The sequence below is a fragment of the Pseudomonas sp. NFPP25 genome, from assembly GCF_900116505.1.
GTDB lineage: Bacteria > Pseudomonadota > Gammaproteobacteria > Pseudomonadales > Pseudomonadaceae > Aquipseudomonas > Aquipseudomonas protegens.
Map to the genome: position 1 here is coordinate 83,655 of NZ_FPBG01000007.1, position 16,627 is coordinate 100,281.

Here is a 16,627-nt window from a genome sequence, read left to right on the forward strand (position 1 = left end):
CGCGCCGGGAGCAAGCACCACGCCGTGGCCGGCGGCGTGGCGCGGTGGGATCACCCGGTGAGCTGTTGCCGATGGCAACGCACTTGCTGCGTCGCATCGCCCAGCAGCTGTTGCGGCAGCTCGCAGCCCGGGCCGCGGCGGCTGCAGCGGTCGAAGAAGAAACAGCCGGCGGGCAGCTTGCGGTTGCCCGGCAGTTCGGTGGGCGCCGAGAGCTGGCTGTCCGCCAGGGGCGCACCGAGGCGCGGCACCGCATCCAGCAGCAGTTGGGTGTAAGGGTGGCGCGGGCGCTCCAGCACCTGTTCGGCGCTGCCCAGCTCCACGATCTGCCCCAGGTACATCACTGCCACCCGGTCGGCCATGTGCCGGACCACCGAGACGTTGTGGGAGATCAGCACGAAGGTCAGGCCGCGGCTGCGTTGCAGGTCCGCCAGCAGGTTGAGGATCTGCGCTTGCACCGAGATGTCCAGGGCCGAGGTCGGTTCGTCGAGGACGATGATGTCCGGGTTCGACGCCAGGGCCCGGGCAATGGCGATGCGCTGGCGCTGGCCACCGGAGAACTGGTGCGGGTAGCGCTCCAGGTATTCGCCGCGAATGCCCACCTGCTGCGCCACCTTGGCGGCGATCTCGCGCATCTGCGCGGCCGGGGTGTTGCCTAGGGCGAACAGCGGCTCGGTGATGATCTTCCAGATCGGCAGGCGCGGGTCGAGGGACGACTGCGGGTCCTGGAACACGATCTGCACGTGGCTGTGGCGCTCGCGGTCGCTGGCGTAGGCCCAGCGCAGGTCGCCGCTGCTGGGCTTGACCAGGCCCATGAGCAGTTGCGCCAGGGTGCTCTTGCCGCAGCCGGATTCGCCGACGATGCCTAGGGTTTCCCCGGGGCGCAGTTCCAGGTCGATGCCGTTCAGGGCATGGGCGAAGGCCCGTGGCCGGCCCAGCCAGTCATTGCTCAGGGGAAAGCGCACCTGTACATCGTTGAGGCGCAGCAGCGGCTCGCTGCCGGCCCGGGGTTGCGAAGCATTCATTGGGCGGACTCCGGGGCAGCCAGCCAGCAGGCGCTCTTGTGCTGCTGGCTGGCGTTGATCGAATGCAGCGGCGGCCGTTGGGCACACACCGCCATGGCCTGGCTGCAGCGCTCGCGGAAGGTGCAGCCGCCGGGCAGGTGGGCAAGGTTGGGCACCTGCCCGGGAATGGTCAGCAGCGGCTCGCCGGGGCGCACTTGCTCCGGCAGGCCGCTGAGCAGGCCACGGGTGTAGGGGTGTTGCGGGTCGAGCATGACCTGGGCAGTACTGCCTTGCTCCACCACGGCGCCGGTGTACATCACATAGACCCGGTCGCAGAACTGCGAGACCACCGCCATGTCGTGGGTGATCAGGAGGATCGCGGTGCCCCGTTGTCGGGCCTTCTCGCGCAGCAACAGCAGCACTTGGCGCTGCACGGTGACGTCCAGGGCGGTGGTCGGCTCGTCGGCAATCAGCAACTGCGGATCGCAGGAAAATGCCAGGGCGATCATCACCCGCTGGCGCATGCCTCCGGACAGCTCGAACGGGTAGGCCTGGAGCACCTGCTCGGGGTCGGCGATGTGCATGTCGCGCAGCAGGGCGATGGCCTTGGCCCGGGCCTCGTCCTGGCTCAGGCGCTGGTGATGGATGATCACGTCGAGCATCTGCCGGCCGATGCGCCGGGTCGGGTTGAGGGCGGTCATCGGTTCCTGGAAGATCATCGCCGCGTCGCGGCCACGGATCTGCAGCAGCTGTTTTTCCGGGGTGGTGAGCATGTCGCGGCCCAGCAGGCTGAGGCTGCCGGAGGTGATGCGGTAGCTGCGCTCGGGCAGCAGGCGCAGGCTGAGCATGGCGGTCACCGACTTGCCCGAGCCGGACTCGCCGACCACGCCGACGATTTCCCCCGGGTTGACGTGCAGTGACACGCCGTTGAGGGCCTGTACGTTGCTGCGGTAGGCGGGGAATTCCAGGCTCAGGTTGTCGATGTTGAGAACGGCGGATGAGCTCATGGTCATTTCCCCTGTTGCCGTGGGTCGAGCAGGTCACGGATGCCGTCACCCAGCAGGTTGAAACCGGTGGCGGTGAACAGGATCGCCAGCCCGGGAAAGGTCGAGTACCACCAGTTGTCGAGGATGAAGTTGCGCCCGGTGGCCACCATCGCCCCCCATTCGGCGGTGGGCTGCTGCGCACCCAGGCCAATGAAGCCCAGGGCCGAGGCCATGAGGATGGCGCTGCCGATGTCCAGGCTCAGTTGCACCAGCAACGGCGGCATGGCGTTGCGCCCCACGTGCCAGCTGACGATGTGCCAGCGCCCGGCGCCGTAGGTCTGCGCCGCCTTGACGTAGCCCATCTGGCGGATGCTCAGGGCCTGGCCCCGGGCCAGGCGCACATAGAACGGAATGCGCACCAGGGTGATCGCCAGCATGGCGTTGAACAGGCTCGGGCCCAGGGCGGCGGCCAGGGCCATGATCAGCACCAGCGATGGCACCGAGAGCATGATGTCCATCAGGCGCATGATCAGGCTGTCGAAGCGCCCGCCGATGATCCCCGACAGGCAGCCCAACAGGCCCCCGGCCAGGCACGAGGCGAAGGCCACGAACAGGCCCACGCCCACCGACTGGCGGCTGCCGTGGAGCACCCGGCTGAACAGGTCGCGGCCCACTTCGTCGGTGCCGAACCAATGGGCGGCGCTGGGAGCGGCCAGGCGTTGGGCCAGGTTCAGGGCATTGGGATCATGGCTCGACAGCCAGGGGGCGAAGGCCATGCACAGCAGCACCAGCAGGGTCATGCACAGCCCGGCGATGGTCAGCGGGCTTTGCCGCACGCGGTAGCCCAGGTAGGCCAGGCGGGTGCGCCAGCCGCTGGCCTGGGCGGTGGGTTGTGGCAGGGGAATGTTCAAGGGAGCGGACATCTCAACTTACCTCGCCAATGCGCGGATCGATCACCCGGTACAGCAGGTCGATCGCCATGTTCAGCAGCACATAAATGAACGACACCAGGATCGCGAAGCCCATCACCGCCGGGAAATCCAGGGCCTGGATCGACTTCACCACGTAGGCGCCCATGCCCGGCCAGGCGAATACCGTCTCGGTCAGTACCGCGCCGTACAGCAAATCGCCCAGGGTCAGGCCGAGCACCGTCACCGAGGGGATCAGGGCGTTGGGCAGGGCGTGGCGCAGGATCACCGCCCAGCGCGACAGGCCGTAGGCCCGGGCGGTGCGGATGTAGTCTTCGCCCAGTTGGTCGAGCATGGCCGAGCGGATCTGCCGCGCCACCACCCCGAGGTTGACGAAGCCCAGGGTCACTGCCGGGAGGATCAGGTGCTGCAGGGCATTGAGGAACAGTGGGATGTCCCCTGCCAGCAGCGAGTCGATCAGGTAGAAGCCGCTGACCGTGGGCGGCGGCTCCAGGCCTTCGTCCAGGCGCCCGCTGCCGGGCAGCCAGCCGAGGTGGCCGTAGAACAGCACGATCAGCCCCAGCCCCAGCCAGAACGCCGGGGTGGAAATGCCGGTGACCGCCAGGGTGCGGGCGATCTGGTCGATGAAGCGGTTGTGATAGACCGCCGACAGCACCCCCAGCGGCACCCCCACCAGCACCGACAGCAGCAGGGCGGCCAGGGCCAGCTCCAGGGTTGCCGGGAAGAAGCTCTGCAGGTCCTCCAGCACCGGGCGGCTGGTGCGGATCGAGGTGCCCAGGTCGCCGTGCAGCAGATCGAGCATGTAGCGCCCGTACTGCTGGTACAGCGGCAGGTCCAGGCCCAGCTGGTGGCGGATGTTCTGCACGATGGCATCGCTGGCCCGGTCGCCGGCGATCAGCCGCGCCGGGTCACCGGGAATCAGGTGCGAGATGGTGAAGGTAATCAGCGAAACCCCGACCACGACCAGCAACAGGCCGAGCAGGCGTTTGCGCAACATATTCAGGAAGGCCATGAGGCAACCTCGTTAACGCTTGACGAACGGCAGGGGGCACGACGGCCCCTCGCCGGGGACACGGCAACCCGGCGCCACCCCGTTTCAGGGGCCGGCGACGGGGAACGCAGGGCCGGTCCTACTTGCTGATTTCAGCGATGTTGAACACCTGTTCCAGCATCGGGTGGAACACGTAGCCCTTCACCGAATCGCGCATCGGCAGGCTGTAGTTCTTCTGGTACAGGTAGGCGTAGACGTTGTCCTTGAGGACGATCTTCTGCGCCTTCTGGTACAGCTCGATGCGCTTGGCGGTGTCGTTGGTGGCCGCCGCCTCGCGGATCAGGCTGTCCACCTCGGGGTTGCTGTAGAACGAGCGGTTGCCCGGCAAGCCCTGCAGGCTGGAGTCAAACCAGAAGTTCATGAACATGTAGGGGTCGGCGAAGTCCGGGCTCCAGGAGCCGATGGCCACGTCGTAGTCGCCCTTGCCCACCCGTTCACGCATGGTGGCGTTGGCCAGCTTCTCCATCTTCAGGTTGATGCCCAGGGGCGCCAGGCCCGCTTGCAGGGTCAGGCCGATGGACTCCCAGTTGGCGTCCTTGTCCGAGTAGAGGTAGGTCAGGTTGCTGATTTTCTGCGGGACCTTGGCCAGGCTGGCCTTGGCGCCGTCGAGGTTCTGCTGCATCAGCGGCAGGCTCGGGTCGTGGGCCCACATGCCGTCGGGGATCGGCCCGTTCATCAGCTTGGCCTGGCCCTTGAGGATGCCGTCGACGATGCCCTTGTAGTCGATGGCCTGGACCAGTGCCTGGCGCGCTTCGACGTTGTCCAGAGGCGCACGCTTGTTGTTCAGGTACAGGTAGTTGACCCGCAGCGAGGGGAAGGTCTGGATCACGATGCCTGGCTTGCCGGCCAGGGTGCCGAGCTGGTCTTCGGGCATGTCCTCGATGATGTCCAGGTCGCCGCGTTCCAGTTGCAGGCGGCGCACCGAGGCCTCGCTGATGATCTTGATCACCACCTTGTTCAGGCTCGGCTTGGGGCCGGCGTAATAGCTGTTGGGTTCCAGCGTCAGCGCCTGGCCCTTCTGCCAGTTGCTCAGGCGGAAGGCCCCGGAGCCGGCGGTGTGGGTCGAGAGGTAGGCGTTGACGTCCTCGCCCTTGTTGGCCACGTCCGGGTTGATGATGCCGCCGCCGTTGTGGGCCAGGGTGTAGAGGAAGGGCGCGTAAGGTTTCTTCAGGGTGAAGCGCACGGTCAGCGGGTCGACCACGGCCACGCTCATGTCATCCGGGAAGGCGCCGGACGGGCCTTGCTTGAGCTGCATCAGGCGGTCGAAGGAGAACTTCACCGCGGCGGCGTCCACCGGCTTGCCGTCGTCGAACTTGTTGCCCGGCTTGAGCTTGAAATCCCAGGTCAGGTTGTCGGCGGAGGTGCTCCAGCTCTCGGCCAGGTCGCCCTGGACTTCGGTGCTGCCCTTGCCGTTCTCGACCTTGTAGGTCACCAGCTTCTGGTAGGCCGGGTAGGTCACGGCCCAGTCGTTGTTGTCGATGGTCACGGCGGGGTCGAGGGTCTGCGGGTCGGCGGCCTTGCCGATCATCAGGGTGTCCTTGGGCGCGGCGGCGCTGGCTGCCTGCCACGCGCCCAGGCTCAGGGCGGCGCACAGCAGGGACAGGGCGACACGGGTGGACAGACGCACATCAGGGTGATTGCGGTTAGGGGTCATGCCGGTTTCCTTGATCATTCGATGTTGGGAAGTTCGTCAGGTTTTTTATAAAAGCTATAACCGGGCAGTTGTTGCTGAAGCAGTGTTGCAGTAGGACCGGCTTGGGGCAGTTAGCTGCCTGTTGTTGTGGCCGGTGGGGAACGGGAAATCAGTGTTCGAAGGGCTGGTCGTGCTCCTGGATCAGGGGAAAGTCCTCGGCGTTGGGCAGCTCGTAGTGCCACCACTCGGTGGGGATCGCCTCGAAGCCGGCGCTGAGCATGATCCCCAGCAGCATCAGGCGGTTGCGCTGCACCTGGGGCGGCAGGTCGCTGTAGAACTGGTGCGACTTGGGCTCCATGGCGTCGAAGGCGGTGCCCATGTCCAGCGGCTCGCCGGTTTCATCCACCAGGGTCAGGTCCACGGCCACGCCCCGGGTGTGGTGCGAGCCCAGGCGCGGGTCGCGCACGTAGTCCGGGTTGGGCAGGGCCTGCCACAGCAGGTGCTGGGCGTAGGCCGGGCGGTAGGCGTCGTAGATGCGCAGGCCCAGGCCGGCCATGCGTGCCAGCTGGCTGGCCTTGTACAGGCAGGCGGCGGCGTCCTTGTGCAGCAGGCAGCGGGCGTTGCGATAGATCACCTGGCCGGCCAGGTTGTCGGCGCTGGCGTAGATCAGGTCGATCTGAAGCTGATGGCGCTGGGCGTCGATTTCGACAAGGGGGCTGTTGTTCACTCACTCACTCCATCTGGGTTAACGCTTGAAGGTCAGGACTCGAACTGGCCGAAGGCTTCCTGCAACTGTCGGTTCTTGGCCAGGCGCTGGTCCAGGCGCTCGCCATAGCCCTCGGCCACGGCGGACACCATCAGGTTGAACAGGCAGGTCAGGGGCGCGAGGGAATCCCAGAACTGGCCGACATCGGTTTTCAGTTGCAGCAGGTCCAGCGGGTAGTCCCGGGCCCAGGGGCACTGCAGGTCGGTGACCAGGGCCAGGGGCAGGGCGTTGGCATTGGCCACTTCGCAGAAGGTCTGGGTGATGCTGGAGTAGGCGCGAAAGTCGGAGATGATCGCGTAGGGCTTGGCAAAGCCGGAGTTCAGGGTCTCGGCGTAGATGCCTGAAAGCCCGTCCACGTAGTAGACCTTGGGCCGGATGTATTCCAGGTGGCTGTGGAAGGCGTTGAGGATGCCCCGGGTCGACTGAATGCCGATGATGAACACCGCGTCGGCCTCGACGATCTGTTGCACGATGGCGGCGAAGGGCTGGCTGCGGGCCAGGCCATAGACATGCTGGATGGCCTCGATCTCGCGATGCATCGAGCGCTCCAGGGCATCGTCCTGATGGGCTTCGCTGCGAAAGGCGCCGAGCCGATCGGTGATCAGCCAGGAGGCCGGGGCATCGCCGCGCAGGCCTTGCTTGACGTCATCCAGGTTGCGATAGCCCAGCGAGCGCAGGAAGCGCCCCACGGAAATCCCCGTGGTGCCGGCTTGCTGGGCGATGCTGTCGGCGGTCTCGAAGGGCAACTGCTGGAGGTTGGCCAGCAGGTAGGTGGCGATGCGCTTGCCGGTGGGTGTCAGGCTTGCGAACTGCTGTTCCAGGGTGACTTGGAAACTGTTCTTGTCCATGACCATCTCGCCGGGCGTTCGCTGGAAATGTTATTTGTGTTTCATTTTTGTATCTCGTGTTAGAAACATAACATCGGCTTTCGCGACAAGACAAGGCTTTTGTCCGGGGTGGTCGTTTTCGGCAGAAAGTGACGTTGCCGGCTATCTCAGCCCGATGGAGGGGAAGCGCTCAGCCAGCACCCGAGGTCGAAGATGGCGGCTTCCACACTGCTGCTGCGGCCGCTCCAGCTGCAGGCCAGCATCAGGTTGCGCGGCAGGTTGAAGTCCTCCACCGCAAAGCCCTGGGCGTCGCGCCCGGCGTGATCGTGGGGCACCTGCCGGCGCAGGGTGGCGGAGCCTTCGAAGTAGGCCCACACCGGTTTGCCCAGGGCGACCGCCGCGCCCACTTCGAAGGCGGTGCCGGAATCCGGCTCCAGGCCGCGAAAGTCATTCAGGTTGGCCAGCAATGCATCGCAGCCGCGGATCATCTGCAGGTTCTGCCGGTAGATCCACTGTGCGGTGGCTTCTGGCGTGAGGCGAGGTGGCGCCTGGTTATCCAGGGGAAACAGGCCGTGCAGGCCCTGGGCGCTGCACAGTTGCTTGAGGTATTCGCCATGGGCCGGGGCGTCGGCGCGAAACACATCGAAGCCGGCGAGGTAGATACGTGGAGGCATGGAGAGGGCTCCTGGGGTCAGTCCAGTGGCTTGCTCATGTACACCCGGTGCAGGCCGTGCTCCACGGCGCGGTGGGTTTCCACGTAGCCGTGGCGGCTGTACAGGGCGATGTTCTCGCTCATGGCTGCGTTGGTATACAGGCGCACGCAACTGTGACCGGCGGCCGCGGCCTGTTGTTCGGCAAAGGCCAGCAGTTGCCGGCCATGGCCCCGGCCCTGGGCCTCGGGGTGGACCGCCAGGTTGTCCAGCAGCAGGGCTTGATGGGCGTCCAGCAGGACAACGAAACCGGCGATTGCCTGTTGCTCCTCCAGGACCCAGACCTGCCGGGCCAGCACCAGGCATGAATAGTCTTCGAGCATGGGCGCCGGTTCCCGGCCGATCCGCGCGATATAGGGTGCATAGGCGCGCTTGGCGATGCCTTCGATGGCGGCGAGGTCGGGCAGGGCAGCGGGGCGAATGGTCGGCGGCATGGGCGCGAGTGCTCGGGTAACGGCGGGGTGGGGCAATCATAGGCATAAAAAAACCACCCCGTGGGGTGGTTTCTTCGGCGGGCTTATTCGCCGCGGTAGATGCAGCCGCTGGTGCAGGTTTCGTGGATGCGGATCGCACTCAGCTCCGGCAGCAGGGGCTTGAGCTCATTCCAGATCCATTTGGCCAGGACTTCGCTGGTGGGGTTTTCCAGGCCGGGAATGTCGTTCAGGTAGTTGTGGTCCAGGCGCTCGTACAGCGGCTTGAAGATCGCCTTGATTTCCGAGAAGTCGCGGATCCAGCCGGTGTGTGCGTCGACCTCGCCACTGAGGTGGATCGCCACCTTGAACGAGTGGCCATGGAGGCGGCCGCACTTGTGGCCCTCGGGCACGAAAGGCAGGCGGTGGGCGGATTCGAAGGTAAATTCTTTGAAGATTTCCACAGTGTCGGTCAGCTCTGTCAGATGGCTATCGCCCGGGGGCGAGTTGAGGCAGGCGGCGAGTTTATCAGCTTGCCCCGGCGCTTGCGGAAAAACCCTGACTAAAGGGTCAGTGCGCAGCCTGGGGCAGCCTCACAGGCTTTGCAGGCGTTCGCCCAGGCGATTCTGCGCCGCCAGTTCGAGGAACTCGTCCCCCAGGCGCCGGCTTTCGTCCATGGCGTTGCGCCAGTATTTTTGCCGGCCGGCGTCATCGCCCATGAAGCGCTTGAAGTCGTTGCGGTCCGGCAGTTTGCCGTAGGGCAGGCGCGCCAGGTATTCCTTCGACGGCGCCAGCAGCAAGACGTCCCGCAGGCGTTCGGGGCTGGCCCGGCGCCAGGGCAGGGTCTTGTCGAACCAGCCGGGGATCACCCGGTCGGTGAAGTGCGGGTAGAGCACGATGTCGCTGCCGCTGTAGGGCAGGTCCAGGTGGTAGTCCAGCAGGCCGCCGTCGCGGAAGGTGCCGGCCCCGGCGCCGGGCAGATCGCGCACGCCCTGCATGACCATGGGGATCGAGCCCGAGGCCAGCAGCGCCTGGCGCAGGTTGCCGCGGTCCAGGGGCACGAAGCGCGAAGGGAAGTCTTCCAGGGTGTGCAAGGGCGGGGCCAGGCGCGGGTCGTGCAGCACCAGGCGCTCGAAGTGCCGGGCCAGGCGCGCGCGGCCCCGCAGATTGTCGGCGATCACCGAGGACAGCCCCAGGCCGAGGCGCCCGCGATGGTCGTCGGCGAGCAGGCCGTGGCTTTTGACCACCATGATGTTCAGCCGGTAGTGAGGGTTGTCGAGAATCGAAGCGTCGCGGCCCTCCAGCAGGTCCTCGAGCATGCGCCGGGAGCTCTGGCTGATCTGCGCCATGGTCACGCCCTTGGCAAAGCTCTGGGCGTTGTACAACTGGCCGAGGCGGCGGATGCCTTCGGCGGCGTCCGGCAGGCAGGCGCTGGCGAAGCGCCAGGAACCCACCGAGGCGCCGATCAGCGAGCGTTCCCGGGGCGCCGATGGCAGCCATTCACCGAACAGCGCCAGGTCCAGGCCCTGGATGCCCAGGGCCTTGGGGCCGCCGGCGGCGCCGGGCAAGGTGCCGACTTCACGGGGGTGCAGGCCTTGCTGGCGGATGCGGGCCAGGGCGCGGGGGCCGGCCTTGAGGGTCAGGGCGGGAAACTTGATATGGATGGCGGTCATACCGGGCTCACTCTTGAATCAGCCGCCGAGTATAGAGACACCTGGGGCCGCGGGCCGAGTGAAACCTGTGTCAGACCCATGCTGGCCATTCAGTTTCAATTAAGTTGCCTTGGGTATGGTCTGCGGCATCGGCCTTTGGCCACCGACTTTGGAGAACTGCCATGAAGACCCTTGCCGCGCTGTTCGGCGCCAGCCTTGTCGCCCTGACCGCCAGCCTGGCCCACGCCCGCGACCTGGGGCCGGACGAAGCCCTGAGACTGCGCGACGCTGGTACCATTGTGTCCTTTGAAAAACTCAATGCCACGGCCCTGTCCCGGCATCCTGGGGCGAGCATCAGTGAAACCGAGCTGGAAGAAGAGTACGGCAAGTACATCTACCAGGTTGAACTGCGCGACCCGCAGGGGCTGGAATGGGACCTGGAACTGGACGCCGTGAGCGGCCAGGTACTCAAGGATCATCAGGACACCTAATGAACCGCACTCTGCGCACCGCCGGCAGCCGTGCAGCCCTGGCGCTGCTGCTGTTCTGCTCCCTGGCCATGGCCCGCGACCTGGACCAGGACGAGGCCCTGCGCCTGCGCCAGCAAGGGGTGATCCTGCCCCTGGAGCAACTGCTCAAGCAGGCCATGGACCGTTACCCCGGGGCCAAGCTGCTGGAGGCCGAGCTGGAAGAAAAGCACGATGTGTACATCTATGAAGTCGAGCTGTTGACTGTGGACGGGGTGGTTCGCGAGCTGGACCTGGAAGCCGCCACCGGGCGTTTGTTGAAAGATGAGGAAGACGACTGATGCGCCTGCTTGTGGTGGAAGACCACGTATCCCTGGCCGATGAACTGCTTGAAGGCCTGAACCGCCAGGGCTACGCCGTGGACTGGCTGGCCGACGGCCGCGACGCGCTGTACCAGGGCGCCAGCGAACCCTATGACCTGATCATCCTCGACCTCGGCCTGCCCGGGGTGCCGGGCCTGGAGGTGCTGCGAAAGTGGCGCGCCGATGGCCTGGCAACGCCGGTGCTGGTCCTCACCGCCCGCGGCTCCTGGGCCGAGCGCATCGAGGGGCTCAAGGCCGGCGCCGACGATTACCTGAGCAAACCGTTCCATCCCGAAGAGCTGCACCTGCGGGTCCAGGCCCTGCTGCGCCGCTCCCATGGCCAGGCCAACCAGCAGACCCTGCAGGCCGCCGGGCTGCACCTGGACGAGGGCCGGCAATGTGTGGTCCGCGACGGCCAGGATGTCTTGCTGACCGCCGCGGAGTTCCGCCTGTTGCGCTATTTCATGCTGCACCCGCAGCAGATCCTGTCCAAAAGCCACCTGGCCGAACACCTCTACGACGGTGAAACCGAGCGCGATTCCAACGTCCTCGAAGTTCACGTCAACCACCTGCGGCGCAAGCTGGGTCGCAGTGTGATCGAAACCCGCCGCGGCCAGGGTTATCTGTTCGGCGGAACCACTTCGTGAGATCGATCCAGCGCCGCCTGAGCCTGGGCCTGATCACGGTGATGGTGGTGGTCGGGCTGGTGCTGGCGCAGACCAGCCTCTGGCTGTTCGAGGTGGGCTTGCAACGCTACCTGGAAGCCGGCCTGCGCAACGACAGCGAGAGCCTGCTGCTGGCCCTGGTGCGCGGCCCTCAGGGGCTGCAGCTGGATGAACGGCGTCTGTCGCCGGCCTACCAGCGGCCGTTTTCGGGGCACTATTTCCGTATCGATTTTGCCGATGTGCACTGGCGCTCGCGCTCACTGTGGGACCAGGAACTGCCGCAACTGGAGCGCGCCGGCCTGCAGGGCAACCTGCAACTGGGGCCGGAGGGCCAGCAACTGCTGGTGCTGCGCAGCGACTACAAGCGCCTCGGGCAGTCGATCTCCATCAGCGTGGCCCAGGACTACACCCCGGTGCGTGAAAGCTTCCAGCGTATGCGCCAGATCGGCCTCGGGCTGGGGCTGGCCGGGCTGCTGCTGATCCTGCTGCTGCAACGCCTGACCGTGCGCCGCGCCCTGCGCCCGCTGGAAACCGCCCGCGAGCAGATCGCCCAGTTGCAACAGGGCCAGCGTTCGCAACTGGATGCCCAGGTGCCGGTGGAACTGGAGCCCCTGGTGGCGCAGATCAACCACTTGCTGGCCCATACCGAAGACAGCCTCAACCGTTCCCGCAATGCCCTGGGCAACCTGGGCCATGCCTTGAAGACCCCGCTGGCGGTGCTCCTGAGCCTGGCGTCGAGCCCCAGGCTCGACGGCCACCCCGAGGTGCGCAGGATGCTCCAGGAACAGTTGGAGCAGGTGCAGCAGCGCCTCAATCGCGAACTCAACCGCGCGCGGCTGGCGGGGGATGCGCTGCCCGGGGTGCTGTTCGAGTGCGATGCCGAGCTGCCGGGGCTCCTGGCGACCTTGAACATGATCCATGGCCAGCACCTGGAACTGAGCTACCAGGCGCCACCGGGGCTGCGCCTGCCCTGGGACCGGGAAGACCTGCTGGAGCTCTTGGGCAACCTGCTGGACAACGCCTGCAAATGGGCGGATGCCCAGGTGCGCCTGAGCGTGGAAGAGCGGCCGCAGGGCTTCTGCCTGGCGGTGGACGACGACGGTCCGGGCATTCCCGAAGCGCGGCGCGATGAGGTATTCGGCCGGGGCACGCGCCTGGATGAACAGACCCACGGCCACGGGCTGGGCCTGGGCATCGTGCGCGACATCGTCGACGCCTGCGGTGGAACCCTGAACCTGGGGGAAAGCGAGTGGGGCGGCTTGCGGGTAGAGATCGAACTGCCCAGGCGCTGAACTTGCCGGGCGCCAGGTTCGGCGCCCGTGATGGCTATCGCAGCCTGCGGCAGCGGGGTCAGACGCGGAACTGGTCCATCAGGCTCTGTTGCTGGTTGGCCAGGCTGTTGAGCGACTGGCTGACCCGCGCCGATTCATTGGCCTGCTCCGACAGCGATTCGGTGACATCGCGAATGGTCGCCACGTTGCTGTTGATCTCTTCGGCCACCGCGCTCTGCTGTTCGGCGGCGCTGGCGATCTGCAGGTTCATGTCGCTGATCACGGTTACCGCATCGCCGATCTGGCGCAGGGCGGTGACCGCCTGGCCCACTTGTTCGACGCTGCCCTGGGCCTGGCGATGGCTGTTGTTCATCGAACCCACCACCTCCCGCGTGCCGTTCTGCAGTTGCTCGATCACCTGGCGGGTTTCTTCCACCGACTCCTGGGTGCGCTGGGCCAGGTTGCGCACCTCATCGGCCACCACCGCGAAGCCGCGGCCGGCTTCCCCGGCGCGAGCGGCTTCGATGGCCGCGTTCAAGGCCAGCAGGTTGGTCTGCTCGGCAATCGAGCGGATCACTTCCAGTACCGTGCCGATCTGCTCGCTGTTGGCGGCCAGACCTTCGACCTGGGTCATGGCGGCGCTCATGTCGGCGGCCAGCAAGTCGATGCTGCGGGTGGTGTGGTCGATCACGTTCAGGCCCTGGCGGGTGGCCTGGTCGGCATCCCGCGCGGCCTGGGCGGCCTGGGCCGCGCTGCGGGCCACGTCCTGGGCGGTGGCGCTCATTTCATGGGAAGCGGTGGCCACCTGGTCCACCTGGCGATACTGCTGCTCCATGCCGGCGCTGGTCTGGGTGGCGATGGCCGAAGACTGGTCGGCGGTGCCGCGAGCGTCCTGCACCGAGCGTTTTACCTCGGCGATGATCGGCTGCAGCTTGTCCAGGAAGCGGTTGAACCAGCCGGCCAGTTGGCCCAGTTCGTCCTGCTTGTCGTAGGCCAGGCGCCGGGTCAGGTCGCCTTCGCCGCTGGCGATGTCTTCGAGCATGTGGGCCACGCCGAGGATCGGCCGGGTCACGCTGCGGGCCATCAGCCACACCAGCAACAGGCCCACCACCGCGGCCAGCAGGCCCAGGCCGAGCTCGATCAGGGTGCCGCTGTTGTTGCGCGCATCCAGCTCGCTTTTCAGGGCTTCGGCTGGGCCTACCAGGACTTTTTCCGGAACATCCAGCAGTACGCCCCAGGCCTTGCCACCGGGGATCGGGGTGAAGGGCGCCAGCACCTTGAGTTCACGGTTGCTGTGCAGGCTCTGGGTCTGGGTGCTGTTGGCCAGCAGGCGGATCAGCTCGGCGCCGTTGGTGGTGTCGACGCTGTCCAGGCGCTGGCTGAGTTTGCTGGCGTCCGGGCTGTAGCCGGCCAGCAGGCCCACCGGGCTCAGGATGCTGACGTTGGTCTGGCCGGCATAGAGGCGCTTGCTGGCGCTCTGGCTGATGGCCTGGAGGCTGTTGAGGTTGATGTCCACCGACAGCGAAGCGATGACTTTGCCGTCCACCATCAGCGGGAAGACGATGCTGGTCATCAGCACCTTCTGGCCGTCGATGTCATAGAAGTAGGGTTCGATCACGCAGGGCTTGAGGGTACTGCGCGGGCAGGTGAACCAGGCGTTGGCCGGCTGGCCGCTGGGGCCGGTGCGGGTGTCGCTCATGTCGCTTTCGGGCAGTGACATGGAGGTCAGCTTGCCCGGGGTGGGTTGGGACCAGTACAGGGCGAAGCGGCCCTTTTCGTTGCTACCCAGTTCGCTCTGGCCGCCGAACAACTCGTCCTTGCCGTCCAGGGCGTTGGCTTCGAACACCAGGGACAGGCCCAGCAAGTCGGGGTTGGCCTGCAGCGCCGACTTGACCTGGCGGGTCAGGTCCTCGCGCAGGTCGAAGGCGTCGAGGAAGCGTTTCTCGGCCTGTTCCCGCAGGAACAGCACTTGGCGCGAGAAGCCGTGGCCGTATTGATAGGCGTCCATGAATTGCTGGCGAATGCCCAGTGCCTGGACTTCACCCTGGGCCTCGATCCGCGCCTGGGCGGCTTCGTTGAGCATCTCCATGCTCGAGGCCTTCACCAGCTCGGAGCTGTGCTCCATGCGATACAGCGAAAGCCCCACCAACAGCGACACGATGCCCAACAGGCAGAGTCCGGCCAGCAAGGTGATTTTCCATTGGATGGAAAGTTGTCTGAGCGACATGGAGACGTCCTTTATTCGATAAATATCTGAGACTTTGCACTGTAGCGGCCGACCAATGGCGTTCTTTAAACGCTTGTTCGAAATAAACCGCGAGGCGCTGGGGCTGCTGTGCAGCCCGGTGCGGGCAAGCTCCCTCGCCACGGGTACGGGGTTGGTCTTGGGGGCTTTACGAGCAAGCTCGCTCCTGCGGGCGGCGGGGTGCGGGGTTTTGACAAGCCGGGTCGGCTGCTGCAAAGTGCGCCCCCCTAATAAGAACCTCTTTCATTTCGATGTCGGCAGCCCGCTGCCTTCCGGTCGGTCACAGGCTTTTGCGCCATTTTTAGCGGCGCAGTAATGAGGTAACGATGATTAACGCAGTAATTGCCGCGGTTGGCGTAATGCTGGTGCTCAGCCTGTCCCGCGTGCATGTAGTGATCGCCCTGATCATTGGCGCCCTGGTGGGCGGCCTGGCCGGCGGCCTGGGCATCGAGGCCACGCTCAAGGCCTTCAATAGCGGCCTGGGGGGCGGTGCCACCGTGGCCATGTCCTACGCCTTGCTCGGTGCTTTCGCCGTGGCGATTGCCAAATCCGGGCTGGCCCACGCGTTGGCGGACAAGATCCTGCTGCTGGTGGACCGGCAGGACGCCAACGGCGGCGGCCAGGTCAAGTGGCTGCTGATCGGCCTGCTGTGGGTGGTGGCGATTGCCTCGCAGAACATCCTGCCGATCCACATTGCCTTCATTCCGCTGCTGGTGCCGCCGCTGCTGTATGTGCTGACCAAGCTGCAACTGGATCGCCGGCTGATCGCCTGTGTGATCACCTTCGGCCTGATCACCCCCTACATGTTCCTGCCGGTGGGTTTCGGCAACATCTTCCTCAACGAAATCCTCCTGGCCAACGTGGCCCGCAGCGGCGTCGATATCAGCCAGGTCAACGTCACCCACGCCATGGGCATTCCCGCCCTGGGCATGCTTTGCGGCTTGCTGCTGGCGTTCTTCAGCTACCGCAAGAAGCGCGTCTATGACCTGGACCGCATCGAGAAGGTCGAGCAGGTGGCGGTGCAGTACAACCCGCGGACCCTGCTGGTGGCCGCGGCGGCCATAGTCGCGGCGTTCGTGATCCAGCTGCTGCTGGACTCGATGATTATCGGTGCCTTGTGCGGTTTTCTGATTTTCTCGGTGTCGGGCATCGTGCGCTGGCGCGAGACTGACGAGCTGTTCACCGAAGGCATGAAGATGATGGCCATGATCGGCTTCATCATGATCGCCGCCTCGGGGTTCGCCGAAGTGATGAAGGCCACCGGCGAGGTCAATTCCCTGGTCCAGGCCTCGGCGGCCTGGATCGGCCACAGCAAGGGCGTGGGCGCCTTGCTGATGCTGCTGGTGGGCCTGCTGGTGACCATGGGCATCGGCTCGTCGTTCTCCACGGTGCCGATCCTCGCGGCGATCTTCGTGCCTTTGTGTGTGCAACTGGGCTTCAGCCCGCTGGCCATCGTCTGCATCGTCGGCACCGCCGGTGCCCTGGGCGATGCCGGTTCGCCGGCCTCGGACTCGACCCTGGGACCGACCTCGGGCCTGAATATCGACGGCCAGCACCACCACATCTGGGACACCGTGGTTCCGACCTTCCTGCACTACAACCTGCCGCTGCTGGCCTTCGGCTGGGTGGCGGCCATGGTCCTCTGATCATCT

At 65.9% G+C, this 16,627-nt stretch carries 17 protein-coding genes; 5 read left to right on the forward strand and 12 right to left on the reverse strand.

Annotated elements, in window-relative coordinates:
• Window positions 1–50 precede the first annotated feature (50 nt).
• The 11 genes from BM382_RS25595 to BM382_RS25645 all read right to left on the reverse strand — a co-directional run bounded on the left by BM382_RS25595 (window position 51) and on the right by BM382_RS25645 (window position 9,986).
• Window positions 51–1,022: an oligopeptide/dipeptide ABC transporter ATP-binding protein gene (locus BM382_RS25595; RefSeq protein WP_072444588.1), complete on the reverse strand. Its 972-nt coding sequence runs from the start codon at window positions 1,020–1,022 to the stop codon at window positions 51–53.
• Window positions 1,019–2,014 (reverse strand): ABC transporter ATP-binding protein, encoded by a 996-nt coding sequence (locus tag BM382_RS25600; protein WP_072444587.1) that lies wholly within the window; start codon window positions 2,012–2,014, stop codon window positions 1,019–1,021. Before BM382_RS25600 ends, BM382_RS25595 begins: the two co-directional genes overlap by 4 nt.
• Window positions 2,011–2,910 carry a D,D-dipeptide ABC transporter permease gene (gene ddpC, locus BM382_RS25605; protein WP_015636372.1) on the reverse strand — a complete coding sequence of 300 codons (900 nt, stop codon included), beginning with the start codon at window positions 2,908–2,910 and terminating at the stop codon, window positions 2,011–2,013. Before ddpC ends, BM382_RS25600 begins: the two co-directional genes overlap by 4 nt.
• Window position 2,911: 1 nt before the next feature.
• Complete coding sequence (locus BM382_RS25610; protein ID WP_011062309.1) at window positions 2,912–3,928, reverse strand: ABC transporter permease; 1,017 nt, start codon at window positions 3,926–3,928, stop codon at window positions 2,912–2,914.
• Window positions 3,929–4,046: 118 nt separating this feature from the next.
• Window positions 4,047–5,621 (reverse strand): ABC transporter substrate-binding protein, encoded by a 1,575-nt coding sequence (locus tag BM382_RS25615; RefSeq protein ID WP_019095855.1) that lies wholly within the window; start codon window positions 5,619–5,621, stop codon window positions 4,047–4,049.
• Window positions 5,622–5,769: 148 nt separating this feature from the next.
• Window positions 5,770–6,327, reverse strand: a complete 558-nt coding sequence (gene ddpX / locus BM382_RS25620) for a D-alanyl-D-alanine dipeptidase (RefSeq protein ID WP_015636370.1) — start codon at window positions 6,325–6,327, stop codon at window positions 5,770–5,772.
• A 32-nt stretch (window positions 6,328–6,359) separates the two neighbouring features.
• Window positions 6,360–7,220: a MurR/RpiR family transcriptional regulator gene (locus tag BM382_RS25625; RefSeq protein ID WP_015636369.1), complete on the reverse strand. Its 861-nt coding sequence runs from the start codon at window positions 7,218–7,220 to the stop codon at window positions 6,360–6,362.
• 140 nt (window positions 7,221–7,360) lie between these two features.
• Entirely contained in the window at window positions 7,361–7,867 is a 507-nt protein-coding gene (locus BM382_RS25630) for a nucleoside 2-deoxyribosyltransferase (RefSeq protein WP_072444586.1), read from the reverse strand.
• Window positions 7,868–7,884: 17 nt separating this feature from the next.
• Window positions 7,885–8,337, reverse strand: a complete 453-nt coding sequence (locus BM382_RS25635; RefSeq protein WP_170866348.1) for a GNAT family N-acetyltransferase — start codon at window positions 8,335–8,337, stop codon at window positions 7,885–7,887.
• Window positions 8,338–8,420: 83 nt separating this feature from the next.
• The gene (gene queD / locus BM382_RS25640) at window positions 8,421–8,777 is read right to left on the reverse strand and encodes a 6-carboxytetrahydropterin synthase QueD (RefSeq protein WP_011062303.1); all 357 of its coding nucleotides are present in this window, start codon (window positions 8,775–8,777) and stop codon (window positions 8,421–8,423) included.
• A gap of 129 nt (window positions 8,778–8,906) precedes the next feature.
• Window positions 8,907–9,986 (reverse strand): patatin-like phospholipase domain-containing protein, encoded by a 1,080-nt coding sequence (locus tag BM382_RS25645; protein ID WP_053159522.1) that lies wholly within the window; start codon window positions 9,984–9,986, stop codon window positions 8,907–8,909.
• A 161-nt stretch (window positions 9,987–10,147) separates the two neighbouring features.
• On the opposite strand from BM382_RS25645, the gene BM382_RS25650 reads away from it, so the two are divergent.
• Genes BM382_RS25650 through BM382_RS25665 form a run of 4 tightly spaced genes read left to right on the forward strand, consistent with a single transcriptional unit; the run spans window position 10,148 to window position 12,751 of the window.
• The gene (locus BM382_RS25650; RefSeq protein WP_011062301.1) at window positions 10,148–10,456 is read left to right on the forward strand and encodes a PepSY domain-containing protein; all 309 of its coding nucleotides are present in this window, start codon (window positions 10,148–10,150) and stop codon (window positions 10,454–10,456) included.
• Window positions 10,456–10,773, forward strand: a complete 318-nt coding sequence (locus tag BM382_RS25655) for a PepSY domain-containing protein (RefSeq protein WP_011062300.1) — start codon at window positions 10,456–10,458, stop codon at window positions 10,771–10,773. Before BM382_RS25650 ends, BM382_RS25655 begins: the two co-directional genes overlap by 1 nt.
• On the forward strand, window positions 10,773–11,441 hold the full coding sequence (locus BM382_RS25660) for a response regulator transcription factor (RefSeq protein ID WP_041119167.1): 669 nt from the start codon (window positions 10,773–10,775) through the stop codon (window positions 11,439–11,441). The genes BM382_RS25655 and BM382_RS25660 overlap by 1 nt, the downstream gene beginning before the upstream one ends.
• The gene (locus BM382_RS25665) at window positions 11,438–12,751 is read left to right on the forward strand and encodes a sensor histidine kinase (protein WP_011062298.1); all 1,314 of its coding nucleotides are present in this window, start codon (window positions 11,438–11,440) and stop codon (window positions 12,749–12,751) included. The genes BM382_RS25660 and BM382_RS25665 overlap by 4 nt, the downstream gene beginning before the upstream one ends.
• A 58-nt stretch (window positions 12,752–12,809) precedes the next feature.
• Here the strand turns inward: BM382_RS25665 and BM382_RS25670 are convergent, their stop codons facing one another.
• Window positions 12,810–14,957: a methyl-accepting chemotaxis protein gene (locus tag BM382_RS25670; protein ID WP_015636363.1), complete on the reverse strand. Its 2,148-nt coding sequence runs from the start codon at window positions 14,955–14,957 to the stop codon at window positions 12,810–12,812.
• 347 nt (window positions 14,958–15,304) lie between these two features.
• Here BM382_RS25670 and BM382_RS25675 point away from each other — a divergent pair, with 347 nt between their 5' ends.
• On the forward strand, window positions 15,305–16,621 hold the full coding sequence (locus BM382_RS25675; protein ID WP_170866353.1) for a Na+/H+ antiporter family protein: 1,317 nt from the start codon (window positions 15,305–15,307) through the stop codon (window positions 16,619–16,621).
• Window positions 16,622–16,627: the final 6 nt, after the last annotated feature.